The sequence below is a fragment of the Pseudoalteromonas rubra genome (genome assembly GCF_004212645.1).
Lineage (GTDB): Bacteria > Pseudomonadota > Gammaproteobacteria > Enterobacterales > Alteromonadaceae > Pseudoalteromonas > Pseudoalteromonas rubra_G.
On the sequence record NZ_PPUZ01000020.1, the window covers coordinates 16,245 to 40,618 of the forward strand.

A 24,374-nucleotide genomic window follows, 5' to 3' on the forward strand; every position below is an offset into this window, starting at 1 on the left:
GTTAACTAAAAAATGAAATAGTTTTGCTACAAATCAAGGTACAGGTATGTAATTTGTGCATTACATATCCGTTTAAGACTATGGAAACTTGACATAAATTTGCATAAAAAAGCCGGCGAATGCCGGCTTAAGGTAAATGTAACTTAACGACTAACGTTATTCGTCGTCTTCTACCAGCGTCATCAATGAGGTATTACCGCCTGATGCTGTGGTATCGATACTGATCGTTTTCTCTGTAACCAAACGGCTGATCAGCGTGTCGTAGTATTCTGCGCTGATCACCGGTAGGATAGCGCCTTTACGCGCAGCAAGCTGCTGACTGAAGTAGCCCAGGCGCGAAGAGCGCGCGGCAACTACGGCACCTGCCAGGTGAGGATGCGCCAGGATAGCTTGGAGCTGATTTGGTTTAGCAACCTGGAATACCCCTTCAGCAACGCCGGTGGCGATAAACTTATCGCGAAACGCCTGCGCTTCCTCGTAGAACAACTCAGAGGCAACGGTGATCACTGTGTTACCCGCCGCCAGTGCGGTGATAACCGACAGTGCCCAGAAGTTAAACGAGGTACTCTTATCGGCATAACACACGACACAACCACGCGGCTCAAGGTGCAGGGTGTTAGACTCACCCGTTGGCCCAGGCAATACAATGTGTGAACGCATGCGCTTTTCAAGGCGGTTAAGCTGTGCACGGGCATCTGCCAGTGTCAACGCTAAGTCGTCTGCCAGCTCGTCGATGATTTCAACTGTGGCAACTTTAGCAAGCAGCTGACGTACCGCAGAAACACGGTCATTCAGCGGTGTAGCACGCCAGATCTTCTCGTCGCGCAGTGAGTTTTGCATCAAAGCTTCAACCTGCTCAACGGCACCCGGGAAGTGGTGTGTTTCCAGCTCATCCGGTGTCAGGTTGGTCATCTGTACGTTATCCGGAGACGCTTTTTCCTTTACCAGGCGCAGCAGATAGTTTGGACCACCCGCTTTAGGACCTGTACCAGACAGACCACGACCACCGAACGGCTGCACACCAACGATGGCGCCGATCATGTTGCGGTTAACATAGACATTACCCGCGCGAGACATTTTCGCCAGGTACTCACAGCGTGATTCGATACGTGAGTGAACCCCCATGGTCAGGCCGTAACCTGTGCCATTGATCTGATCAATTACCTTATCCAGCTCTTCGCCCTTGAAGCGGATGATATGGACAACCGGACCGAAGACTTCACGTTTAAGGACAGACAAATCAGAGATTTCATACAAGCGCGGCGCAAAGAAGTAAGCACCATTCTCGCTGTTATCCGGGATCTTCGCTTCGAACAACAGCTTACCGTTGCTCTTCATATATTCAACATGCTTAGTCAGGGTGTTCAGGGCTTTTTCGTCGATCACCGGGCCAACGTCTGTCGACAACATGGCCGGATCGCCAACATGTAGCTCCTGCAATGCGCCTTGCAGCATCTTGATGATGCCATCAGCGACATCGTCTTGCAGGAACAATACACGCAGTGCAGAACAGCGCTGACCGGCGCTTTGGAAACCTGATGAAATCACATCATCCACAACCTGCTCTGGCAGTGCTGTAGAGTCAACGACCATACAGTTCTGACCACCGGTTTCTGCGATCAGCGGTACCTGAATGTCGTTACGTTCAGCCAAAATTTGCGAGATCAAAGTACCGGTTTCTGTAGAGCCTGTGAACATCACGGCCTGAATGCGTTCATCCGGCACAATGTGCTTACCAACTTCACTACCACGGGCAATGACCGGCTGTACAACGTGCTCTGGCAAGCCCACAGTGCGCATCAATTCGATACAACGCAGGGCAATCATACTGGTTTGTTCAGCAGGCTTAGCAATAACCGTATTACCCGTCACAATGGCTGCGGCAACCTGACCAAGGAAAATTGCCAGCGGGAAGTTCCACGGGCTGATACATAAAATCACGCCACGGGCTTCAAAACGTTCATCTTTCGACAGCTCTTCGGCACGCGCAGCATAGTAGCGACAGAAGTCGACGGCTTCACGGACTTCATCGATACCATCCTGAGTGATTTTACCGGCTTCTTTGATACAGATAGCTACCAGCTCATCGTGGTGACGTTCAAGAATATCGCCGACGCGGCGCAGCAGATCCGCACGCTCTTTTACAGGCGTTTGTGACCACTCGGCAAAGGCATTTTCGGCATTGCTCAGAATGCTCTGCATGTAGGCGTCGTCGTGTATGGGAACATGGCCGACAATTTCCGTGTGGTTGGCCGGGTTACGCACGGCCATACGACCTTCTGGCACGTCGCTTTCTTCAATGCGATGTTCGTTGAACCAGTTGTCCAGATTCTCTTTAAATGGCGTTAGTACATTGATATCAGTCAGATCCATACCTTTCGAGTTCGGGCGCTCATCACCGTATAGCTCGATAGGCAGGCTGATCTGCTTGTTGTACTTATTGCGCAGGCCTTGCAGGGTTTCAACCGGATCTGGCAGCAGTGACTCAACAGGCTTAGTGGTGTCTACAATGGCGTTTACAAATGAAGAGTTTGCACCGTTTTCAAGCAAACGACGTACCAGGTAGGCAAGCAAGTCTTCGTGGTGGCCAACCGGTGCGTAAACACGACACTGAATGCCTTCACTGGTCACGATTTGGTCAAACAGCGACTCACCCATGCCATGCAGGCGCTGGAATTCAAACCCGGTGTTGTCGCCTTTCGCGACTTCAAGGATGGTTGCAGCTGTGTAAGCGTTGTGAGTGGCAAACTGTGGGAACAGCACGTCACGTGCTTCTAACAGCTTGATGGCACACGCTTTGTATGAAACGTCTGTGGTTGCTTTACGGGTAAATACCGGGAAGTGGTCCAAACCATCTTGTTGTGTGGTTTTAATTTCGGTATCCCAGTAAGCGCCTTTTACCAGGCGAACCATCAGTTTGCGGCCAACGCGGCGCGCCAGATCGGCAACCCATTCAACAACAAAAATGGCACGCTTCTGATAAGCCTGTACTGCCAGGCCAAAACCATTCCAGCCGTCCAGCTCAGGATCAGAGAATACCGCTTCAATCACATCAAGAGAAATATCCAGTCGGTCTGCTTCTTCGGCATCGACGGTAAAGCCAATATCGTACTGCTTCGCAGCAACTGCCAGCTCTTTAAGCTTAGGCACCAGCTCGTCCATTACACGGTCGCTGTGAGAGAACTCATAACGCGGGTGGATTGCAGAGAGCTTAACAGAGATACCCGGGCTTTTAATTGGGCCACGTCCCGCTGCGGCTTTGCCGATAGCGTGGATCGCATTCATATAACTTTGATAGTAACGCTCTGCATCGGCCATGGTGCGGGCGCCTTCACCCAGCATATCGTACGAGTACACATAGCCTTTTTGTTCTTTTTCTGCGGCTCGGGTGATAGCGTCCTGGATGGTTTCACCCATAACGAACTGCTTACCCATGATCTTCATAGCGAAGTTTACTGATTTGCGGATCACCGGCTCACCCAGGCGGCCAATGGTACGCTTTAGTACACCAAACTGCTCTTCCTGGTTTTTGTCGCTGTAGTTGACCATTTTACCAGTGACCAGCAGGCCCCAGCTTGAGGCGTTTACGAACAGCGAGTCGCTGCTGCCCAAGTGTGAACTCCAGTCACCTTTAGCCAGCTTGTCGCGGATAAGTTGATCTTGAGTTTCTTTATCTGGCACGCGCAACAGGGCTTCTGCCAGACACATCAGTACCACGCCTTCTTCTGATGACAGAGAGAATTCGTTCAGCAGTGCGTCTACACCATTCTGGCCATCCTGATCGCGACGAATATTGAGCACCATCTGGCGCGCTCTTTCCCAGGCACGGCTACGTGCCGTTACACCTACTTCAGCCAGGGGCAGAATATGGTCGATAACTTCGTTCTCATCGATGCGGTAAAAATCGCGGATCTTCTGTCTGATAGGACAAGTGGTTGTCAAATCGCCGTTATAAAGCATAACTCAGCCTCATAAAATAAGAGTCAAAAATGATTGTAAATTGAACTGTTCAGTGTAGCGGTGCGAGCAAGGTTTGTAAGTGCTTGCTAGCGAATTGTAACTTTTAAACGTTACAGAGTACCTACAAGAAGTATCAATTACGACAATATGATGCGGTCATAATGCTAACCTTAACACACCTCAGTGTGTGTTCAACATTTAGCCAGTCTCACGTTCAATAAAATCTAGCGCCACGGACAAGTCTGAGGTGTGGCGGTTACGTCAAATTTCGGGGACATTCTATCGAAAAGACAGCAGAATATGCTGTCTTATTTTTTTTGATTACGGTAAATTTGCGGGTAATTGCCAAGCTGTGCAGAATTATATGCTGAATGACCACTTCAATTAAAACGCGGGTGCTCGACAGGATTGATATGGCTATCCTGGATATCCTGCAAAAAAATGCCCGTATTTCCAATGTGAACCTGGCCAAGGCCGTCAACCTGAGCCCCAGTCCCTGTTTGGATCGGGTAAAAAAGCTCGAGGCTGAAGGCTATATCGAGGGCTATGCTGCCCGTTTAAATGCCGCTAAGCTGGGTCAGCACTTGGTGGCCCATGTTGAGATCACGCTCAAAAGCTCAACCGAGTCGGTATTCGAGACGTTTAAACAGCATGTGCTGGAGATCCCCAACGTAGTGGCCTGCGATATGGTAGCGGGTGGGTTCGACTATCTATTAAAGATCCGGGTACAGGATATGCGCCAGTATCGTGAGGTGTTGGGGCAGATTGTTGAAATACCGGGGGTTGGTACTAATCACACTTATATGGTCATTGAACACATCAAAGAAGATATGGGTGTGGAAGTGCTGAACTTTCAGTGATCCAGGCCCGGATGCATCCAATTTAGATAAAAATATCGGGGTTTCACATCTTGTAACAAGCTTTTGACCGCAAGTTAGCTGTAATTAGGAACAGAATTGTTATTATAAATGAGATAAAATAACAAAATGAACTTGTGAGGCTTATGAAACTCAAGCACTTAGTTGCCGCCATTGCGGCTGTGGCAGCGCCGTTGGCCGCTGCTTATCAAACTGAGGACACGCGTCTGTTGCGTTTCCCGGATATTCACCAGGACAAGGTCACCTTTGTATATGGTGGCGATATTTACATTGCCGATACCAAGTCGGGCAACAGCACCCGCCTGACCGACCACGTTGGCTTTGAGACTTTCCCTAAGTTTTCCCCGGACGGAAAACGCATTGCCTTTGCTGCCGAGTACAATGGTAGCCGCCAGATTTATGTGATCAACGCCGATGGTTCTGATCTCAAACAGCTGACCTATTACAATGATGTGGGCCCCATGCCACCACGTGGCGGCTTTGATTACCGGGTGTTTGACTGGACACCGGATGGCAAGCACATCGTGTTTCGTGCCAACCGTACCCCTTGGGGTAAGCGCATGGGTCGCCCTTACATGATCCCCGCAGATGGCGGACTGGAGCAGCCGCTGGCTATTCCTGAAAGCGGTGGCGGTATGCTGTCGCCTGACGGCAAACAGTTCGTTTATACGCCCATAGACCGAGAATTCAGAACCTGGAAACGCAGCCGGGGCGGTCGTGCCCAGGATGTCTGGGTGTACGACCTGGAAAACAACACCTCAAAACAGCTGACTGAGCACAGAGCAACGGATCAGCAGCCGACTTGGGTGAATGACAGCATTTACTTTGTCTCTGACCGAGATTACACCCTGAATTTATACAAATACCGTGATGGCAAAGCGCCGGTGAAAATGACCAACCACAGTGACTATGACGTACTGTGGCCATCGGCCGGACCGGATGCCATTGTGTATGAAAATGGCGGCTACCTGTATCGTTTTGATGAAGCTACCAAAGCCACCGAAAAGCTGACCATTAATGTGCCTGGGGTACGTAAGTACGCCATGCCTTATACTAAAAATGTTAGCAAATTCATTGATTCAATGGATGTGTCGCACGATGGTAAGCGGGCGTTATTTACTGCACGGGGTGAAGTGTTCTCAGTACCGGTTGAGCAGGGCACAACACGTAACCTGAGTATGACGGCACAGGGGCGTGAAATTGCGGCCAGCTGGTCACCGAACGGTCGTTACATTGCATATATGAGCGATGCCACGGGTGAGTATGAGATCTATCTGAAAGACCGCGCCAACAACAACGCAGTTAAACAGCTCACCAGCAACGGCACTATCTGGCGATTTGACCCAATCTGGTCGGCCGACAGCTCAAAGCTGTTATTTGCCGATAAAAACCACACCATGTGGTGGCTGGATGTTAAATCGGGCGAATTGCACAAGATCGATACCGGTAAGTATGATGATGATGGCATCACTCAGTACACCTGGTCGCCAAACAGTGAAGATCTGATCTTTGTGAAGAACAATGCCAACCGATACGCCTCTTTGTGGCATTACAACATCCAGAGCAAGACGCTCAGTCGCCTGACGGATGATATGACCAGCGAGCAGAACCCGGCTTTCTCACCGGATGGTCAGTATTTGTATTTCACTTCAGAGCGCGATTTTAATCTGACTTTCAGCTCCTATGAGTTCGCTTATTTGTATAACGATGCAACGCGCCTGTACGCGGTTGCTGTGAACGATAAGGTAGCCTCACTGACTCAGTTTAGCAGCGACGAAGCCGCGATTGTCAGTGACGAAAAAGATGACAAAGCCGATGAGGGTAAAGCCGATAATCAGCTGCAGGTTGAGGGCTTTATGTCACGGGTTGTGGCACTGCCCGCGAAAGCAGGCAGCTATAATGACTTGGCTGGCGTAAAGGATGGTGTACTGGCATTGTCTGAGGGCGTATTGAAGCTGATCCCCAATAAACAAGACGGTAAAGTGCAAACGGTCGCCAAGGGCGTACAGGCCTATAAGCTTGCGGCAGGTGGCGCGCACCTGATTGTTCGCGCTGGCGGTAAATACAGTGTGATTAAGCCCCAGGCCAAGCAAGATCTGAAGGCAACACAACTTGATCTTGGCAACATGATGCTGAAGATAGATCCTAAAGTTGAGTGGCAACAAATGTATGTGGAAGGCTGGCGCACGCTCAGAGACTGGTTCTATGATGAGAATCACCATGGTCAGGACTGGGATGCGATACTAAAACGCTATCAGCCAATGGCCGATGCCGTGGCACACCGCAACGATCTGGACTATGTACTGAGCGAAATTGCTGGTGAAATCAATGCCGGTCATATTTATGTTCAGTCCGGTGATGAGCCAAAAGCCAAGCGCAAGAAACACGGCCTGTTGGGCGCTCAGATCAGTGCTCACAGTTCAGGCTTTGTGCGCATCGAAAAAATCTACCAGGGTGAGAACTGGCATGAAGAATTCCGCTCGCCGTTAGACGAACCCGGAGTGAACGCCAGTGTAGGCGATTACATAGTGTCGGTGAATGGTCGTGCGGTTAATACCGTTAGTAACTTCTACGAGCTGCTGGAAAATACCCAGGGCACGCAAGTTGAGCTGCGCCTTAACAATAAACCGAGCCTGGAAGGCGCCTGGCAGGTGACCGTCAAGCCAAGTGCCAGTGAGAGCGGTCTGCGCTATCTGGAGTGGGTGCACTCTCGTATGGCCTATGTCGACAAGTTATCGGGTGGCCGAATTGGCTATGTGCACTTGCCAAATACGTTGTTTGAAGGTAACCGTGCCATGTTCAAGCACTTTATGCCACAAACAACCAAAGATGCGCTGATCATCGACGACCGCTACAATGGCGGTGGCTTCATTCCTGAGCACATGATCACCTGGCTGGCACGTAAACCGTTGAACTACTGGAAGCGCCGTGGTGTTGAGCCGACAAAAACACCGCAGTTTGCTCACGATGGCCCGAAAGCCATGCTGATCAATGGTTACTCCAGCTCAGGTGGTGACGCACTACCTTATTACTTCCGCCAGGCGGGATTAGGTAAACTCATCGGCACCCGTACCTGGGGTGGTCTGATCGGTATCTCAGGTAACCCAAGCCTGGTCGATGGAGGTCAGGTGATTGCGGCGACTTTCCGTATTCTCGATACTGAAGGGAACTGGATCATTGAAGATGTGGGTGTCAGCCCGGACATTGAAGTGATCGACCGTCCGGAGCTTATCCATGCAGGTAAAGATCCGTCAGTAGAGCGTGCCGTTGAGGAGCTGCTAAAAGAAATGAAAGCGAATCCGAAGCAGCCGCTCACGGTGCCGCCAGCGCCTACGGAGTTTGGTCGCTAAATAGTGCTCAGTGAGCATTTGATGAAAAAGCATTGGGTCTGATAAATTCAATGCATATCAATAAAAAAGGGGTGCGAGGCACCCCTTTTTTATTAGCAAACTGGTGTAAGGAAAAAATAATAATGAAAAAAGTGGTGTTAATCACAGGTGCCAGCCGGGGAATTGGCGCGGCAACCGCGAACTTACTGGCTGAGCAGGGTTACCAGGTGGCGGTTAATTACAAATCAAATCATGCTGCTGCTGAGCAGGTGGTTGCTCAGATCCGCGCCCAGGGTGGCGCTGCCGAGTGCTTTGCGGCCGACATTAGCGACGAGTCGCAGGTAGTTGAGCTGTGTAATGAAATCAAAATGCAGCTGGGCCCAATTTCACACCTGGTCAATAATGCCGGGGTGCTTGCCACTCAAATGCGCGTGGAAGAGATGACCGCAGAGCGCATCAATCAGATGTTATGTACTAATGTGACACCGTATTTTATCTGTGCCAGAGAAGTACTGAAACAGATCCGTGGCCATCATCAGCCGGACCAATGTGCCATAGTGAATGTCTCATCGGCGGCTTCTTATCTGGGCGGTGCCAATGATTACGTTGATTATGCTGCAGCAAAAGGTGCTATCGACAGCTTCACACGAGGTTTGTCTCTGGAGTTGGCGGCAGAAGGGGTCCGGGTCAATTGTGTACGCCCGGGTTGCATCTACACCGATATTCATGCCGATGGCGGTGAGCCCGGCAGAGTCGACAGGCTGGCATCACTCCTGCCACTGCAAAGAGGTGGCAGGCCCGAAGAGGTGGCCAGCGCCATCGCCTGGTTGCTCAGTGAACAGGCAAGCTATGCGACTGGTACTTTTATAGATTTGGCGGGGGGGAAGTAGGGCGACTCATCAACCTGAGAGGGAGCGCATAAGCTCCCTCTATTGCATTGCAACCTTTTTATTTTACGTAGTAGTACAAAGTATTTTGCTCGGCACCACTGTAAGTTCCATGGCTATAAGGCCATACATCGAACTTAACGCTGTGTTGGTATAACGACGCGCCTGCGCGCAGGTAGCCATCGCCTCGGCTGGTAGATTTTATACTCAAAGCAATAAATGAGTAATCTAATCCTGACATGCTGCACCCAGTATTTTCGTTATGCCATAAAACGGCAATATCGTAAGGTACTTGAGGCTCAGTTAAGTCATTATTTTGTTTTACAGAAATACAGTTAGCGTTTACGAGTTTACTTTTGCTTATTTGTGAAACCTTGCTGTGCTCATCAATAAACATCATACCCGTTGTCATGTTGTCGCGAATGGCCTGCCATTGATCATTTGCAAGCACACCGACCGTGTTTAAGGTAACAGGTGAGGTATGTACGATACTTTCAAGTCCATCGGAATGATGCGCAACTAACGCCCAGCCACCGTCATTTTGTGTCATTTCACAGTATGCACTAAATGGTGCAATGCCATTGTCGCCATCAGGGTCAATTTCGTAGAAACCAGAGCTGGCAGTGGGGTTTTGCTGCTTAATGGTGGCACAGGTAATGCCATTTGCTGGGTTTGGCTCTTCAGTTGGAACTTCAGGTGTGCCATTGCCTACAAAACCGCCATAGTATTCTAATTCTGAGATCACACGATAATTATGTCCGTGCGTAGAGTGGATCTTCAATCTGACGTATTTACCGATCGCTGGCTGTGTCAGTTCTACGGTTTGATCATAACTTCTGGTTAGGGTAAATGACTCATGATCAATAAAGTTGGTATTATCATCAGACACCTGTAACGTGATATCTTTTACACCCATACCAAGGTCAGCGGCACTGTTATGCACCATAAGTCTAAATGACGTAATGTAAGCTTGTTTCTCAAAGGTAACCTGAAGCCAGTGTTCCTGAACCACAGTACTTAGCCAAATACCTCGCTTAATCTTTCCTTTAGTGGCGTCATTATTTACCAGTGTTGAATTGTTATAGCCGTCGAATGCACCAGAGGCACTATCCGCATAGTAACTTTGGCTAGTCGTGTAAGATGATTCGGTTAAGCCATTTGAACCGATTAAAGCGATATTCCCGTATTGGCCTGTTTTTTCACCGGGCTCAATTGTGAATGTGCTGGAGGCTTCTAAGCGAAGCGACATGGTATCTTTGCCGTAGTGGGTGATGTCTTGCGCAAACAGTTGGTTTTTCAAATTTAGAATATTCACCACTTCCAATACGTGGTTTGTCTCTGAGTCTCTAGATTGCTCTTCTTGTATAAAAAGCTTTCCGTTTAGGGTTTGAAAACCGGTTTGATTGGTTGCTTGATGCATTAGGTTATAAGCTAGGTTTTCGTTGGTAAAACCATTATTAGTTTCTTTGTAGATAGCAAGATAACCAATGGTTTCTTCTGCATGTGTGCTACCAAGCTCCTGCACTGCTAAGTCTGCACCTAGAGTCAGTTTTGAAACGCTAGAAGCACGCAATGTATAGGCATCACTGCGGTTTTGAGTTTGGCCACTCAATAGTACACTAGGTGCATGTGCAAAGCTTTCTTTAAAAAATAGCTGAGTATTGCCACTTTTAAGGTTAAATTTTCCAGCTTCCCATATGCTGCCATCTTCAAGCTGGTGGCGGCCATTTTCAACAACTAAAAACGACACTCGTTCTTCTTCATGTATGCCATCAAGATACGGCCACTCTTTAAATTGCACATCAAAACTGGTTGAAGTCACATTCGAAATGGAAATAACGCCCGGTTCACTGTCATTAAGTGTTGGCACTGATGAAATAATAACGGGATCAGTGTAACCGTTAAATGTAATGGTTTGTTTTTCACTGCTAACTGCAATATCTTCAATTAATGTAAATGCGTGCGCACTGTTCACTATAACGGTAATGAGTATTGCAACTATTCCAAGTATTGCCCTCATGCAGGCTCCTTTTTATAATTAAAAATAGAATTGAATCAGCGGGTTAATCTAAAGTCAACAATCTTTGAATTTTCTTCTGAGAACGGGCTGATTGCAAAGGGACTGTTTACCTATTTGTCATAAATGTATCTGTTTTAGGTATTTGATTTGGAAAACTCACCGCCTCACCGGTCCTTACTTTGAGCTTATTAGGTTTCTCATCTGGTGTTATATCTATAACGCTGATTTCCCCTAATGAGGCAATATCAACTGCTATTAGGTAAATTAGTGAATAGCGTAAATTAAAATGAAGAGGGCCTTTACCCCGTAATAGTTCATACTGTTTTGGGTTGGCCCATTACTTTTTATGATGATGGTTGCAGTACTCTGTTATTGTCTTTTTTCGCCTCATTACGCCACGAAGCTCCTTTATTCGACTGTCGGTTAAGCGGTCAGTGAACAGGCAAGTAGCTTAAAATAATAGCTGGTGGCATACAGAGTACCTTGTTGATCACTAACAAAGTGTGGGGTCTCTCCGCTTTTGGTAAAGCCAACGGCTTGATAAAACTGCTCCGACTTATCACCACTTTGTGTATCCAACACTAAGAGCCTAATGCCCAGCTGACTGGCATAGACTTCAAGATGATGCATCAGTGACTGGGCGATGCCCTGACGCTGATAATCCGGATGTACGATCAGCTTTTCTACTTCTGCACGATGCTGGCCATTTTGTTTTTGGCAAGGTACCAGTTGTACCGAGGCAACCAACTGCTGATTGACGTAAGCGCCCAGTAAGAGGCGTTTACTCTCCTTGAGCTCAGTGTTGACCTGAGACCAGTAGTTTGCCACGTCTGCGTCACAGAGTGGGTGATAGAACCCCAGGGATGCGCCCTGAGCAACACAGGCTTGCAATTGCCAGGCAAGCGCTTGCTGCTGCTCAACAGTGAGCTGTGCCAGAGGTTCAATTATGAGTGGCATAGTTATCCTTTTGTATACAAGCCAGTTCTTCGCGGACCTGACGAAGTTGAGATTCGAGTTGCTGTTTTTGCTGTAAAAGCTGCGAATAGTGTGACTGAGTACGGGCCTGATTACCCCGAAGTGCCCTGTAAAGCGTGCGCTGAGATAAGGCAAACTGACTGGCCGCTTCATGAATGGTCAGTTGCTGGCTTTGTACCATATGCACCGCACGCAGCACACTGGGGTGCGTGGAAGAGAGTTTGGCGGCCATTTTAGCTTTCCTCACTATTAAACTGTTGGTCCCGCAGTGGCCATACACTGCAGTCTATTCGCCAGATCAGACTTAGGGTATCGATAAATGTATGGAGCATATTTTCATTCCTTCCGAGTTCATATTGATTAGTAAGGAAGAACTATGCCAAAAATTTAATGCTAATATTTTCAGTGGCTTAATAAAAATAAAGGCATAATGAAAGTGATTGTGCACTTTACTAAAGCAAAAAGCTCACAAACATGGTGCAGTATTTGAGGGGGATTTAGTGTGTAAAGGTTAGCTGGAAACCTCTTTGCTCAAAGCGTGACTATTTTTTTACAAATAGTCACGCTCAACCCGGTATTTTAATCTGTTTAATCCTTTTTCGAGCATGACCAGCGTGGTCAAAAGTACCAACACTATCCAGATGCATGTGTTCCCATGCTGGCTATACCAGCTGTTTCCGCTCATCAGTTTTACGTCCAATAACATCGTTTCTTCAACAAACTGAGGGAGCGTATGCTGAGTCTGGCTGAGTGGATCATAAATCCCACTGATCCCATTATTGGTTACTCTGATCAGCGGGCGTTGTAGCTCCAGCGCACGCATGCGCGCTATTTGCATATGCTGATGCGGGCCGTGCGAGTCACCAAACCAGGCGTCGTTGCTCACGGTAAAGAGCATATCCGACTCGCTGGTGTAATTGTTTCTCACCAGTTCGCTGAAGGCAATTTCATAGCAGATAGCAGGTAAAATATGCAGCCCGTTGGCAATCAGATTAGGCTGCTGCGCTTCGCCTCGCGAGAAGGATGACATAGCCAGGTTGAATAACGGCGCAATCGGTCGCAACCAGGCTTCGAACGGGACAAATTCTCCGATCGGCAATAGCTGGTGCTTCTGATAACGGTTAGGGTGAAGATAGCGATAGTGACCCTGCTCATCCTCTGCATGCTGTTTACCAACCACAATCAAAGTGTTATAGACATTGCGGGTATCAAATTGATAATCCGGGATGCCGGTAATAAGTGCGCTTTGATTAAACGCGGCGGCTTTATCCAGATTGTGTAAAAAGTCGAATGCTAAGTCTTCCAGCTCAGGAATAGCGGCTTCCGGCCAGACAACTAAGTCGGCCTGCTGCCACAATGGGCGGGTCATATCCTGATATTTAGACATAGTCGGCCAGAACTGCTCAGGCTCCCAGCGCAGGCTTTGCTGAATATTGCCCTGAACCAGCAAGGTTCGGGTTTGCTCGCCGTTATAGTGCACCGGATTATCCGCTAAGCGTGTAAACAGGGTGAGTGCCAGCACCGGCAGCAGGGCAATCATGGTCAGCTGATAGCGCCTTTGCCAGAGCAGGTAGTACAGCAGCGCGCCAAGTAACACGCACACCAGGGTCAGGCCAAACTCGCCAATCCAGGGAGCAAGCATGTTAAGTGGTGCGTCGGTCTGGCTATAGCCAAAGCTCAGCCACGGAAACCCGGTCAGTAAGGTGCCACGCAGGTATTCAAATACCGCAAACCCACTTAGCAGCAGCGCAATGCGTTGCCAGGGTTTATCCGAAAAACGTGTTGCCAGCGCAAAGGCCAGTGCAGGGTAAATCGCCAGGTAGGCACACAGTAGGCCCATTAACAATAGTGAAGCCGGTAAGGGCAGCCCCCCGAACTGAGCGATGGAAACATGTACCCAGCTTATTCCGGCCGCAAACCAGCCAAAGCCAAATAAAAAGCCATATTTAGCAGCGTGTCGGGTTGTGGGCTGATCGGTGACAAAACACGCTACTGCGAGCGCTACAAAAGTCAGGGGCCAGAGGCCAAACGGGGCATAACTAAAGGTCAGTGAGGCACCGCTAAGCAGTGCCAGCCACGCAAACTTGTCTTTGAGTAAGGTGGTGAGTTTATTCGAAAATGTCTTCAACATGTTCAGCTTTTGGCATGGTCACCTGTAACTGCAAAATACGGCGATTGTCCGAGTTGGTAACCTTGAACTGCAAAGGTGCAATATCAATGGTTTCGCCCCGGCTTGGCATATGGCCAAAAGCATGCAAGATGATCCCGCCTATGGTGTCTGCTTCTTGCGTATCATATTCCGTTTTAAAGAAGTCGTTGAATTCATCCAGTGGAGTCAGCGCCTGAACGTTGAACACGTGTTTAGAAAGCTGGCGAATGGCCTGCTGTTCGTCTTCGTTGTCGTGCTCATCTTCGATTTCACCTACGATGGTTTCCAGAATATCTTCGATGGTCACCAGGCCCGAAACACCGCCGTACTCATCGATGACAATGGCCATATGATAGCGTTTTTGACGAAACTCATTGAGCAGCGCGTCAACACGTTTACTTTCTGGCACCACAACGGCAGGTCGCAAGTATTCACGGATGGTTGGCAGTTCACTGTCGCGCTGAACAATCAGCGGTAGCAGATCTTTGGCCAGTAAAATGCCTTCGACATGATCTTTGTCTTCGCAAATGACTGGAAAGCGCGAATGGCTGGATTCAACCATAGCGGGTAACTGCGACTCCAGGTCCTGATCAATATCCAGCGTCACCATTTGTGAGCGCGGGATCATGATGTCACGGACTTTCAGTTCAGAGACACTGAGTACGCCTTCCATCATGTCTTTGGTTTCAGGGTCGATCAGGGCTCGTTCCTGCGCGTCGGCAATTACTTCTACCAACTCTTCTTTATTTTGGGGTTCCCCTTGCAGCATCTGAGTGATGCGTCCCAGCCAGGTCTTGCTCGAAGAACCCTGACTACTTTGCGAGTTTTCGTCGCTCATTGCGGTGTGTTACTCCAGTCGGTTAAACGTCATCTCGATATGGGTCAGCAATACCCAGATCGGCTAAGAATTCTTTTTCAATACTTTCCATTTCATCGGCGTCCTGTTCATTTATATGGTCAAAGCCCAACAAATGCAAGCACCCGTGTACCACCATGTGGGCAAAATGATCATGGAAAGTTTTTTCCTGTTCTTCGGCCTCACGAAAAACCACCTGAGGACAAATAATTAGGTCGCCAACTAAAGGCAACTCAATCCCAGGCGGCGCTTCAAAAGGAAAAGACAGCACATTAGTGGGCTTGTCTTTGCCACGGTACTGGCTGTTCAGTTCCTGGCTTTCTGCTTCGTCCGCAATTCGTATGGTGACCTCGGCCTCTTCCTTATACGCAAGGAGTGCTTTTTCGGCCCACAACTGAAATTGTTCAGCAGAGGGCAGGTTGGCGAAGTCACTGGCAATCTGTAGATCTACCTCAAGCGACATTATGAGCGCTCCTCGTCGTTGGCGTTTGGCTGTGTATCAGCCGGCGCGGTATTGGCCTGTGCCTGTAATCTTGCCTGCTGTTTGTTAAACTTTTCCTTTCGTTCGGCTTCTTCTTTTTTCTCGTAAGCCTCAACAATGCGTGCCACCACAGGGTGACGTACCACATCGTGAGATTTAAAGAAGTTAAACGAAATCTCGTCTACCTCACCCAATACATCAATGGCATGGCGCAGACCAGAGCGCGCACCGCGTGGTAAATCCACCTGAGTGATGTCGCCGGTGATCACCGCTTTGGAATTAAAGCCAATCCGGGTCAGGAACATTTTCATCTGCTCTGTGGTGGTGTTCTGGCTTTCATCCAGAATAATAAAGGCGTCGTTCAGTGTACGACCGCGCATATACGCCAGTGGAGCCACTTCTATCACGTTCTTTTCGATCAGGCGCTCAACTTTTTCAAAGCCCAGCATTTCGAACAGGGCGTCGTACAATGGGCGCAAATAAGGGTCTATCTTTTGCGTCAGGTCGCCGGGCAAGAAACCGAGTTTTTCGCCAGCTTCAACGGCCGGACGAGTCAGCAGAATACGACGAATTTCCTGACGCTCAAGGGCATCTACCGCTGCAGCGACCGCCAGATAAGTTTTACCTGTGCCTGCCGGACCAATACCAAAGCAGATGTCATGGGTCAGAATATTGGCCACATACTGGCTCTGGTTGGGGTTACGAGGCTTAACCACACCACGACGTGTTTTGATAAACACTTCTTTTTCCCACACATCCGGGGCTTCCTGCTCCAGGCAGTTCGCTTCGGTGATAGCCAGATGAACCTGATCCGGTTCGATATCCGCAAATTTACCGCGTACGGGCTGGGTTTCGACATACAGAGATTTCAAGATGTCGACGGCGGCTTTTGCCACAACCGGCTGACCGGTCACTTTAAACCAGTTATCTCTGTGGGTAATTTCTATGCCCAGACGACGTTCGATTTGCTTCAGGTTGTCATCAAAAGGCCCGCATAAAGAAGATAGGCGGTGATTGTCGGAGGGTTCCAGATAAAATTCGATATTCTTGACTTGGTTACTCAAAACAACTTCCTAATAACAAGACGCCAGCATCAGCTGGCGTCGAAATTCCAAGACTAAGGCGTAAAGGTCGCTACACCCAGTTCGTTGGCTTCAGGTTCTGCCGGGGCACGATTTAAGATATCAGATGGCGCCACATCACGGCGTAAGTCCATCTCAGCTTCGGTCCTTAACAGCTCACCACGTAGCGAGTTTGGCAGCGCCTCTGTGATACGTACATCAACAAACTGACCGATCACTGAGTGAGGACCTTCAAAGTTCACCACTCTGTTGTTCTCGGTACGGCCACGCAATTCCATCGGGTTCTTTTTCGACGGACCTTCGACCAGAATACGCTGCTCAGTGCCATGCATTTTACGGCTGATATCCTGCGCCATTTGATTAATGCGGTTTTGTAGCAAGTACAAACGTTCTTTCTTTTCCTGCTCAGTAACATCGTCAGGTAAGTCAGACGCTGGCGTGCCCGGACGCGCAGAATAGATAAAGCTGAAGCTCATATCAAAGCCAATGTCGTTGATCAGATTCATGGTCGCTTCGAAGTCAGCTTTGCTTTCGCCCGGGAAGCCAATGATAAAGTCAGAACTCATGCTCAAGTTCGGACGGATCTTGCGCAGCTTGCGGATAGTCGACTTGTACTCAAGCGCCGTGTGGCCACGCTTCATTAGGTTCAGAATGCGGTCAGAGCCACTTTGAACCGGCAAGTGCAGGTGATCAACCAGCTCAGGTACGTCTGCGTATGCGTCAATGATGTCCGGTGTAAACTCAACCGGGTGCGAGGTGGTGTAACGAATACGGTCGATGCCATCAATGGCCGCCACAAAGCGCAGCAGATCAGAGAAATAGCAAATTTCGCCATCGTGCATTTCGCCGCGATAGGCGTTTACGTTCTGACCCAGCAGGTTCACTTCACGCACACCTTGCTCTGCCAGCTGGGCAACTTCAAGTAAAACATCATCAAGTGGGCGGCTTACTTCTTCACCTCGAGTATAAGGTACAACGCAGAAAGTACAGTATTTAGAGCAGCCTTCCATAATAGAGACAAAGGCACTCGGACCTTCTGCTTTGGGCTCTGGCAGGCGGTCAAACTTCTCGATTTCCGGGAATGAAATATCGACCACAGAGCCTTGCTTGCTCTGTACTTGTTTGATCATCTCTGGCAGACGGTGCAAAGTTTGCGGGCCAAACACGATATCAACAAAAGGCGCACGTTGACGAATGGTATCGCCTTCCTGAGACGCCACACAGCCACCGACGCCAATCACCAGATCCGGGTTATCGTCTTTGAGTAGCTTCCAGCGACCCAGTTGGTGGAATACTTTTTCCTGAGCTTTTTCACGAATTGAACAGGTATTGAGTAGGATCACATCCGCTTGCTCAGCTTCTTCTGTTAGCTGATAGCCGTTGGTGGAGTCAAGCAGATCCGCCATTTTCTGGGAGTCATACTCGTTCATCTGACAGCCCCAGGTTTTGATATGCAACTTTTTACTCATTGAAATAATGCCTCGTTTTCAACTCGGTGAATAGCACGGTGTGCGACGCTAAAACAACTAATATCACTAAGCCGACCCGCTTATCACCTGTGTCAATACAGAGCATAACCTGTATCTTTGCCAGGATCTTGCGTGAAATTAGTTTAAAGGACGCGTATTTTATATGACCTAATGACACTAGCCAAGTATAGTTTTTAACTTTAGAAACCAAGATCAAGGCATCTTGTATTTGCTCGGCTACACTATGCAGGGCTGTGAACCTTTCAGAGCGAATTGGGTTACAATAGCAGGATATGACTTAGCAAGCAGAACTAAGGAAAAAGGGTATGAAAAACAAAGTGCTGATAGTAGGCGGTGGCATGGTTGGCGCAGCCGCCGCCGTCAAGCTCGCACAGCAAGGCCTGACAGTCACTGTGCTCGAAACGCATCCATTGGATGCCATGCAAGCACTAACGGACGAGACCATAGATATTCGGGTTTCAGCCATTAATCGCTTCTCAGAAGCTTTGCTGGATGAACTCCAGGCAATGCCGTTGCTGCGCAATGCCAGACTGGCACCGTATCAGCAGCTCGAAGCGTATGAGCAGGAAAATAACAGCCTGCTATTTGATTGCGAAGAGCTGGCTGCAACGCATTTAGGCCACATTGTTGAAAACCGTCTTATCCAGGCCAGTTTATGGGCACAGTTCGAACGCCTTGGTATTCAGGTCGAACAGGTTTCTGGTACGCCGCAGGCAATCAAGCAAGATACTGATTCGGTTGAGTTGATTTACCCGGAGCAAAGTTATCAGGCCGATTTACTGTTAGCAGCTGACGGCGGACGCTCGGTGGTACGTAAACTGGCTGGCATTGGGGTGACCGGTTGGCAATATCAGCAGCATTGTATGGGTGTGCTGATCAAACTGGATGCGCCACAGCAGGTAAAAACCTGGCAGCAGTTTAAGCCGTCCGGACCGATTGCCTTTTTGCCCATGCAATACCCATATGCCAATCTTATTTGGTATAACTATGGCAATGAGCTGGCGCAGATGAAGACGTTATCGAATGCACAGTTAAAGCAGGAGATACAAAATCACTTCTTTGATTTACCCGGTGAGTTTGAGGTGTTACAAAGCGCGGTATTTCCACTGGCCAGACAACATGCCAATCAATACCATCAGGGGCGTGTCGTCCTGATTGGCGACTCAGCACACACCATTAACCCGCTGGCAGGGCAGGGCGTTAATTTAGGGTTCAAAGATGTGGCTGCGCTGGCAAGCGCACTGGAAGGCGCTAAGGACATTGGTAACGCCGCCTTGCTGCGCCGCTATGAGCAGAGCCGTCGCAACGATAATCTGATGATGATGAGCATGATGGACGCCTGCTACTTTGGCTTCTCTAACGAAATTGCACCTTTAAAGCATTTACGCAACCTGGTGTTAAAAGTGGCTAATCATGCTGGTCCAATTAAACGTGAAGTATTGAAACATGCAATGGGTGGCGTCGTTTAGACGTCATTCATGACAGGAATAACAGATAGAAAAGTAGTGAAGCAAAATTAACTGGAAACTACGAAGACGATGGAAAAATAATTAAGATATATCGGAAGAGTAATAAGGTAGTTGAAGTTGTCTTTGAACTAAATGGTGCGGAAGGAGAGACTTGAACTCTCACAACCGAAGTTACAGAAACCTGAATCCTGCGCGTCTACCAATTCCGCCACTTCCGCATAGTATTTAGTTTATCAATGAAAAAGAAACCTGAATCCTGCGTCTCATTCGAAGACAGCCAATTCTGACACTTTTGCATCGTATATTTAGTTTATCAATGAAAAAGAAACCTGAATCCTGCGTCTTATTCGAAGACAGCCAATTCTGACACTTTTGCATCGTATATTTAGTTTATCAATGAAAAAGAAACCTGAATCCTGCGTCTCATTCGACAACAGCCAATTCTGCTACTTTTGCATCGTATATTTAATTTTTAAAAAAGAAGAAAAGTTTCAAGATAAGAGTTAAATGGTGCGGAAAGAGAGACTTGAACTCTCACAACCGAAGTTACAGAAACCTGAATCCTGCGCGTCTACCAATTCCGCCACTTCCGCATCAAATTGTATCTCTTAAAGAAGAGATGGCTGGAGTACCAGGATTTGAACCTGGGAATGGCGGGATCAAAACCCGCTGCCTTACCGCTTGGCGATACTCCAGCAATAATTCAAATCTAAATACTTTCTCAAGATTTGAAACTGGGGGTGGATGAATGAGGGATCAAAACCTCTCTCTTCTGTCCTTACCGCTTGGCGATACTCCAGCAATAATTCAAATCTTGAATCCAGATAAATCTAAATCGATAATATCCTTCTTCTTAACGCTTGATACTACAGAGATAAAAAGCGTAATCAAGTGTTTTAGTTCTAACTTGAAGAACATGGTGCGGAAGGAGAGACTTGAACTCTCACATCCGAAGATACTGGAACCTAAATCCAGCGCGTCTACCAATTCCGCCACTTCCGCAACGTGGTGGCTATGCCCTGATTTGAACAGGGGACCCCATCATTATGAGTGATGTGCTCTAACCAGCTGAGCTACATAGCCAATGGCTGGAGTACCAGGATTTGAACCTGGGAATGGCGGGATCAAAACCCGCTGCCTTACCGCTTGGCGATACTCCAACGAAAATTTGATTGTTTTAGTTCCAATCGAGAACATGGTGCGGAAGGAGAGACTTGAACTCTCACATCCGAAGATACTGGAACCTAAATCCAGCGCGTCTACCAATTCCGCCACTTCCGCATTTTAATCTCATAAGAGATGGCTGGAGTACCAGGATTTGAACCTGGGAATGGCGGGATCAAAACCCGCTGCCTTACCGCTTGGCGATACTCCAACGAAACTAAATCTGTTTTAGTTCTGACTTAAAAGAACATGGTGCGGAAGGAGAGACTTGAACTCTCACATCCGAAGATACTGGAACCTAAATCCAGCGCGTCTACCAATTCCGCCACTTCCGCATATTTTTTCGCTTTGATATTGGAACCTAAATCCAGTGTCTAGTTCAAGACACCTGGCCAATTCCGCCACTTCCGCATTTTTATCTCAGAAGAGATGGCTGGAGTACCAGGATTTGAACCTGGGAATGGCGGGATCAAAACCCGCTGCCTTACCGCTTGGCGATACTCCAACGAAAAGTCGATTATTTTAGTTCTTATCGAGAACATGGTGCGGAAGGAGAGACTTGAACTCTCACATCCGAGGATACTGGAACCTAAATCCAGCGCGTCTACCAATTCCGCCACTTCCGCACATCTTTTGCTTCTATGTTGGAACCTAAATCCAGCGTCTATTTCTAGACATCTGGCCAATTCCGCGACTTCCGCATTCATTTGCAATTCAACTATACAATGAGTTTTGGTAGTAATTAAAGCATGGTGGCTATGCCCTGATTTGAACAGGGGACCCCATCATTATGAGTGATGTGCTCTAACCAGCTGAGCTACATAGCCATCTCTTTAATTTCTCATCATCGCTGATGCGGGGCGTATTATGCGTATATGCCCGTATGTCGTCAACACCTTTTTTGCAAAAAAATACCTAACACAGTTTGTTTGCAGATAAATTAAGCGAAGCGGGCTGTTTTTAGCGCAATTCAGCCAATAATTCTTCATACAGTGTAAGAGAAAGACAAAAAAAGCGCCATCAGGCGCTTTTTATCAGACCAATAAACTTGGTCAATAATGAATGCAGTTACTTAGACATTGAACAGGAAGTTCATCACATCGCCATCTTTTACGATGTAATCTTTACCTTCCTGGCGCATTTTACCTGCGTCTTTCGCACCGCTTTCACCTTGGTACTCAATGTAGTCATTAAAACCAATGGTTTGTGCACGAATAAAGCCACGCTCAAAGTCGGTGTGGATCTTACCCGCTGCCTGTGGCGCAGTGGCACCAACAGGAATAGTCCATGCGCGCACTTCTTTAACACCTGCTGTGAAGTAGGTTTGTAGTTTCAGTAGCTCGTAACCGCCACGGATCACCAGGTTAAGCCCTGGCTCTTCCAGACCAAGGTCAGCCATGAATTCAAGCTTGTCTTCTTCTTCAAGTTCAGACAGTTCAGATTCAATTGCAGCACAGACCGGGATCACAACCGCTTCTTCCGCTGCGGCAATCTCACGTACCTGGTCTAAGAATGGGTTATTTTCGAAACCATCTTCAGTCACGTTTGCGATGTACATGGTCGGCTTAATCGTTAAGAAGTTAAGCGGCTTAATCGCAGCTAACTCTTCTTTTGTCAGCTCCAGTGAACGCAGTGTTAACCCTTCATCCAGGTGTGCTTTGACCTTTTCCAGTACTTCGTTTTGGAATTTAGCGTCTTTATCGCCACCTTTGGCTTTTTTAGCATTACGTTGTGCTGCGCGGTCGGCTGCTTCCATATCTGCTAAAACCAGCTCAGTGTTGATAACATCAATATCGTCTGCCGGGTTTACCTGGCCAGATACGTGAACGATGTTTTCATCTTCAAAGCAGCGAACAACATGACCAATGGCATCTGTTTCGCGAATGTTTGCTAAGAACTGGTTACCCAGACCTTCACCTTTAGAGGCGCCCTTTACCAGGCCTGCGATATCAACAAACTCCATCGTAGTTGCGATGGTTTTTTGTGGATTAACAATCGCAGCCAATTGGTCCAGACGCGGATCCGGAACGGCAACTACGCCGGTGTTTGGCTCGATAGTACAAAAAGGGAAGTTCGCGGCTTCGATGCCCGCTTTGGTTAATGCATTGAATAGGGTTGACTTACCTACGTTAGGCAGGCCAACAATGCCACATTTAAAACCCATAGTTTAAAACCTTTAGTTTGCCATCAATCACAGCTGTAACGGGACAGGAGAGTCGGTGTTACGGCTTAAAAGAATGTAGTCTATTTTGTGCTTTTAACACACCGTCTTTGGCCAGAATTTCCATACAACGCACGGCTTCATCTACCACTGCATCGATTTTTTCCTGATCTGCCTGAGGGGCTTTGCCCAGCACCCAACCTGTTACTTTATCTCTGTGTCCAGGGTGGCCAATACCAATACGCAGGCGCATAAACTCTTTGTTATTGCCCAGCTTGGCTATTATGTCTTTGAGACCATTGTGTCCACCGTGACCGCCGCCTTTTTTGATTTTGGCGACACCAGGTTCCATATCCATCTCATCATGTGCAACCAGGATCTGCTCTGGCGGGATCTTGTAGAAGTTTGCCAGGCTACCTACGGCTTTACCGCTTAGGTTCATAAAGGTGGTTGGGATCAGTAGCTTAAATTCCTGATTGTTCAGGATAAGCTTGCCACTAAGGCCATGGTATTTTGAGTCAGGTTTAAGGGGGACGTTGTAGCGCTTGGCCAGTTCTTCGATAAACCAGGCACCGGCATTGTGACGGGTGTTTGCGTATTCGGGGCCTGGATTAGCCAGGCCCACTAGCATTTGAATAGTATTCAAGGTGCTAACACCTTAGAAATTATTCAGCAGCTTCTTCAGCTGTTTCTTCAGCAGCGCCGCCTTTAGGTGCGTTTACAGTTACAACCGCTTGGTCGTGGTCTGCACCTTTAGCTAGCTCAACAGAAACTACACCAGCTGGAAGAGTGATGTCTGAAAGGTGTACAGTTGCGCCAACTTCGATAGCTGCTACGTCAACTTCTACGAACTCAGGAAGCTGAGCTGGCAGACACGTGATTTCGATTTCAGTTACGTGGTGAGCAACAGTGTTGCCGCCTTTAGTTGCTGCTGCTTCGTTCAGGAAGTGAACAGGCACTTTAGTGTGAAGCTTTTGAGAAGCGTCAACGCGTTGGAAGTCAAGGTGAGTTACCTTAGGCTTGTACGGGTGACGTTGGATGTCTTTCAGGATAGCTTCAACAGACTCACCACCGATGTTCAGAGTCAGGATGTGCGTGTAGAAACCTTCGTCTTCTTGCATCTGGATAACTTTGTTGTGGTCCAGAGTAAGCGAAACAGCGTCTTTGCCTGCACCGTAAAGGATAGCAGGAACTTTATCAGCGCGACGTAGGCGGCGGCTCGCACCAGTACCCAGAGTTTCGCGTACTTCAGCGTTTAATACGTATTGTGACATGAGTGTCTCCAATTATTTTAGTTAATACTTCGAAGGGCTCGCGACCAAGCACTTCGGTAAATCACTGTACTCGCCAAGGTTGTATCCAAAGCAAGCCCAGTAAAAAGGCGCGCTAATATACCACTAACCAGCAGCCTTGCAAACCTTTGGATATAAAAAAAGCACCCTAAGGTGCTTTTTCTTTGCCAGTGAACACGGA

Annotated in this window: 16 protein-coding genes and 12 tRNA genes; 4 read left to right on the plus strand and 24 right to left on the minus strand. The window is 48.2% G+C overall.

Annotated elements, in window-relative coordinates:
- Window positions 1–156 precede the first annotated feature (156 nt).
- Window positions 157–3,960: a bifunctional proline dehydrogenase/L-glutamate gamma-semialdehyde dehydrogenase PutA gene (putA, locus tag C3B51_RS07455; protein ID WP_125716531.1), complete on the minus strand. Its 3,804-nt coding sequence runs from the start codon at window positions 3,958–3,960 to the stop codon at window positions 157–159.
- Window positions 3,961–4,331: 371 nt separating this feature from the next.
- On the opposite strand from putA, the gene C3B51_RS07460 reads away from it, so the two are divergent.
- From C3B51_RS07460 to C3B51_RS07470, 3 genes are all read left to right on the plus strand, one after another.
- Window positions 4,332–4,820, plus strand: a complete 489-nt coding sequence (locus tag C3B51_RS07460; protein ID WP_046002933.1) for a winged helix-turn-helix transcriptional regulator — start codon at window positions 4,332–4,334, stop codon at window positions 4,818–4,820.
- A 143-nt stretch (window positions 4,821–4,963) separates the two neighbouring features.
- Window positions 4,964–8,188 (plus strand): S41 family peptidase, encoded by a 3,225-nt coding sequence (locus C3B51_RS07465; RefSeq protein ID WP_206076611.1) that lies wholly within the window; start codon window positions 4,964–4,966, stop codon window positions 8,186–8,188.
- Window positions 8,189–8,310: 122 nt separating this feature from the next.
- Window positions 8,311–9,057: an SDR family oxidoreductase gene (locus C3B51_RS07470; RefSeq protein ID WP_130244652.1), complete on the plus strand. Its 747-nt coding sequence runs from the start codon at window positions 8,311–8,313 to the stop codon at window positions 9,055–9,057.
- 58 nt (window positions 9,058–9,115) lie between these two features.
- Here C3B51_RS07470 and C3B51_RS07475 read toward each other — a convergent pair whose 3' ends face one another.
- The 8 genes from C3B51_RS07475 to miaB form a co-directional block, all read right to left on the minus strand.
- The gene (locus C3B51_RS07475; RefSeq protein ID WP_130244653.1) at window positions 9,116–11,074 is read right to left on the minus strand and encodes a discoidin domain-containing protein; all 1,959 of its coding nucleotides are present in this window, start codon (window positions 11,072–11,074) and stop codon (window positions 9,116–9,118) included.
- A gap of 423 nt (window positions 11,075–11,497) precedes the next feature.
- Window positions 11,498–12,031 (minus strand): GNAT family N-acetyltransferase, encoded by a 534-nt coding sequence (locus C3B51_RS07480; RefSeq protein WP_130244654.1) that lies wholly within the window; start codon window positions 12,029–12,031, stop codon window positions 11,498–11,500.
- A complete protein-coding gene (locus C3B51_RS07485) occupies window positions 12,015–12,281 on the minus strand; it encodes a helix-turn-helix domain-containing protein (RefSeq protein ID WP_130244655.1) in 267 nt (88 codons plus the stop codon). Before C3B51_RS07485 ends, C3B51_RS07480 begins: the two co-directional genes overlap by 17 nt.
- 318 nt (window positions 12,282–12,599) lie before the next feature.
- A complete protein-coding gene (lnt, locus tag C3B51_RS07490) occupies window positions 12,600–14,180 on the minus strand; it encodes an apolipoprotein N-acyltransferase (RefSeq protein WP_130244656.1) in 1,581 nt (526 codons plus the stop codon).
- Window positions 14,158–15,036 (minus strand): CNNM family magnesium/cobalt transport protein CorC, encoded by an 879-nt coding sequence (gene corC, locus C3B51_RS07495; RefSeq protein ID WP_046002927.1) that lies wholly within the window; start codon window positions 15,034–15,036, stop codon window positions 14,158–14,160. Before corC ends, lnt begins: the two co-directional genes overlap by 23 nt.
- Window positions 15,037–15,058: 22 nt before the next feature.
- The gene (ybeY, locus tag C3B51_RS07500) at window positions 15,059–15,517 is read right to left on the minus strand and encodes an rRNA maturation RNase YbeY (RefSeq protein WP_125716524.1); all 459 of its coding nucleotides are present in this window, start codon (window positions 15,515–15,517) and stop codon (window positions 15,059–15,061) included.
- Entirely contained in the window at window positions 15,517–16,599 is a 1,083-nt protein-coding gene (locus C3B51_RS07505; protein ID WP_054017263.1) for a PhoH family protein, read from the minus strand. The genes ybeY and C3B51_RS07505 overlap by 1 nt, the downstream gene beginning before the upstream one ends.
- 53 nt (window positions 16,600–16,652) lie before the next feature.
- Window positions 16,653–18,086, minus strand: a complete 1,434-nt coding sequence (gene miaB / locus C3B51_RS07510) for a tRNA (N6-isopentenyl adenosine(37)-C2)-methylthiotransferase MiaB (protein ID WP_054017262.1) — start codon at window positions 18,084–18,086, stop codon at window positions 16,653–16,655.
- Between the two features lie 326 nt (window positions 18,087–18,412).
- Here miaB and C3B51_RS07515 point away from each other — a divergent pair, with 326 nt between their 5' ends.
- Entirely contained in the window at window positions 18,413–19,576 is a 1,164-nt protein-coding gene (locus C3B51_RS07515) for an FAD-dependent oxidoreductase (protein ID WP_130244657.1), read from the plus strand.
- A 133-nt stretch (window positions 19,577–19,709) separates the two neighbouring features.
- Here C3B51_RS07515 and C3B51_RS07520 read toward each other — a convergent pair.
- The 15 genes from C3B51_RS07520 to C3B51_RS07590 all read right to left on the minus strand — a co-directional run bounded on the left by C3B51_RS07520 (window position 19,710) and on the right by C3B51_RS07590 (window position 24,175).
- A tRNA-Leu gene (locus C3B51_RS07520) sits at window positions 19,710–19,794 on the minus strand.
- 290 nt (window positions 19,795–20,084) lie between these two features.
- A tRNA-Leu gene (locus tag C3B51_RS07525) sits at window positions 20,085–20,169 on the minus strand.
- Between the two features lie 27 nt (window positions 20,170–20,196).
- Window positions 20,197–20,271: transfer RNA gene (locus C3B51_RS07530), tRNA-Gln, on the minus strand.
- A 222-nt stretch (window positions 20,272–20,493) separates the two neighbouring features.
- Window positions 20,494–20,578: transfer RNA gene (locus C3B51_RS07535), tRNA-Leu, on the minus strand.
- 4 nt (window positions 20,579–20,582) lie between these two features.
- Window positions 20,583–20,659: transfer RNA gene (locus C3B51_RS07540), tRNA-Met, on the minus strand.
- A 2-nt stretch (window positions 20,660–20,661) separates the two neighbouring features.
- Window positions 20,662–20,736, minus strand: a tRNA-Gln gene (locus C3B51_RS07545).
- 36 nt (window positions 20,737–20,772) lie between these two features.
- Window positions 20,773–20,857, minus strand: a tRNA-Leu gene (locus C3B51_RS07550).
- Between the two features lie 19 nt (window positions 20,858–20,876).
- Window positions 20,877–20,951, minus strand: a tRNA-Gln gene (locus tag C3B51_RS07555).
- Between the two features lie 39 nt (window positions 20,952–20,990).
- Window positions 20,991–21,075 (minus strand) — tRNA-Leu (locus tag C3B51_RS07560).
- A 95-nt stretch (window positions 21,076–21,170) separates the two neighbouring features.
- Window positions 21,171–21,245 (minus strand) — tRNA-Gln (locus C3B51_RS07565).
- Window positions 21,246–21,281: 36 nt separating this feature from the next.
- A tRNA-Leu gene (locus C3B51_RS07570) sits at window positions 21,282–21,366 on the minus strand.
- Between the two features lie 124 nt (window positions 21,367–21,490).
- A tRNA-Met gene (locus C3B51_RS07575) sits at window positions 21,491–21,567 on the minus strand.
- Window positions 21,568–21,812: 245 nt separating this feature from the next.
- The gene (gene ychF / locus C3B51_RS07580; protein ID WP_054017260.1) at window positions 21,813–22,904 is read right to left on the minus strand and encodes a redox-regulated ATPase YchF; all 1,092 of its coding nucleotides are present in this window, start codon (window positions 22,902–22,904) and stop codon (window positions 21,813–21,815) included.
- A 58-nt stretch (window positions 22,905–22,962) separates the two neighbouring features.
- A complete protein-coding gene (pth, locus tag C3B51_RS07585; protein ID WP_130244658.1) occupies window positions 22,963–23,547 on the minus strand; it encodes an aminoacyl-tRNA hydrolase in 585 nt (194 codons plus the stop codon).
- A gap of 19 nt (window positions 23,548–23,566) precedes the next feature.
- Window positions 23,567–24,175, minus strand: coding sequence for a 50S ribosomal protein L25/general stress protein Ctc (locus C3B51_RS07590; RefSeq protein WP_125716521.1), 609 nt, complete (start codon window positions 24,173–24,175; stop codon window positions 23,567–23,569).
- Window positions 24,176–24,374: the final 199 nt, after the last annotated feature.

Excerpts from the sequence above, each read along its gene's own strand:
- putA (WP_125716531.1), bottom strand. The coding sequence starts at position 3,960 with ATGCTTTATAACGGCGATTTGACAACCACTTGTCCTATCAGACAGAAG.
- C3B51_RS07460 (WP_046002933.1), top strand. The coding sequence starts at position 4,332 with ATGACCACTTCAATTAAAACGCGGGTGCTCGACAGGATTGATATGGCT.
- C3B51_RS07465 (WP_206076611.1), top strand. The coding sequence starts at position 4,964 with ATGAAACTCAAGCACTTAGTTGCCGCCATTGCGGCTGTGGCAGCGCCG.
- C3B51_RS07470 (WP_130244652.1), top strand. The coding sequence starts at position 8,311 with ATGAAAAAAGTGGTGTTAATCACAGGTGCCAGCCGGGGAATTGGCGCG.
- C3B51_RS07475 (WP_130244653.1), bottom strand. The coding sequence starts at position 11,074 with ATGAGGGCAATACTTGGAATAGTTGCAATACTCATTACCGTTATAGTG.
- C3B51_RS07480 (WP_130244654.1), bottom strand. The coding sequence starts at position 12,031 with ATGCCACTCATAATTGAACCTCTGGCACAGCTCACTGTTGAGCAGCAG.
- C3B51_RS07485 (WP_130244655.1), bottom strand. The coding sequence starts at position 12,281 with ATGGCCGCCAAACTCTCTTCCACGCACCCCAGTGTGCTGCGTGCGGTG.
- lnt (WP_130244656.1), bottom strand. The coding sequence starts at position 14,180 with ATGTTGAAGACATTTTCGAATAAACTCACCACCTTACTCAAAGACAAG.
- corC (WP_046002927.1), bottom strand. The coding sequence starts at position 15,036 with ATGAGCGACGAAAACTCGCAAAGTAGTCAGGGTTCTTCGAGCAAGACC.
- ybeY (WP_125716524.1), bottom strand. The coding sequence starts at position 15,517 with ATGTCGCTTGAGGTAGATCTACAGATTGCCAGTGACTTCGCCAACCTG.
- miaB (WP_054017262.1), bottom strand. The coding sequence starts at position 18,086 with ATGAGTAAAAAGTTGCATATCAAAACCTGGGGCTGTCAGATGAACGAG.
- C3B51_RS07515 (WP_130244657.1), top strand. The coding sequence starts at position 18,413 with ATGAAAAACAAAGTGCTGATAGTAGGCGGTGGCATGGTTGGCGCAGCC.
- ychF (WP_054017260.1), bottom strand. The coding sequence starts at position 22,904 with ATGGGTTTTAAATGTGGCATTGTTGGCCTGCCTAACGTAGGTAAGTCA.
- C3B51_RS07590 (WP_125716521.1), bottom strand. The coding sequence starts at position 24,175 with ATGTCACAATACGTATTAAACGCTGAAGTACGCGAAACTCTGGGTACT.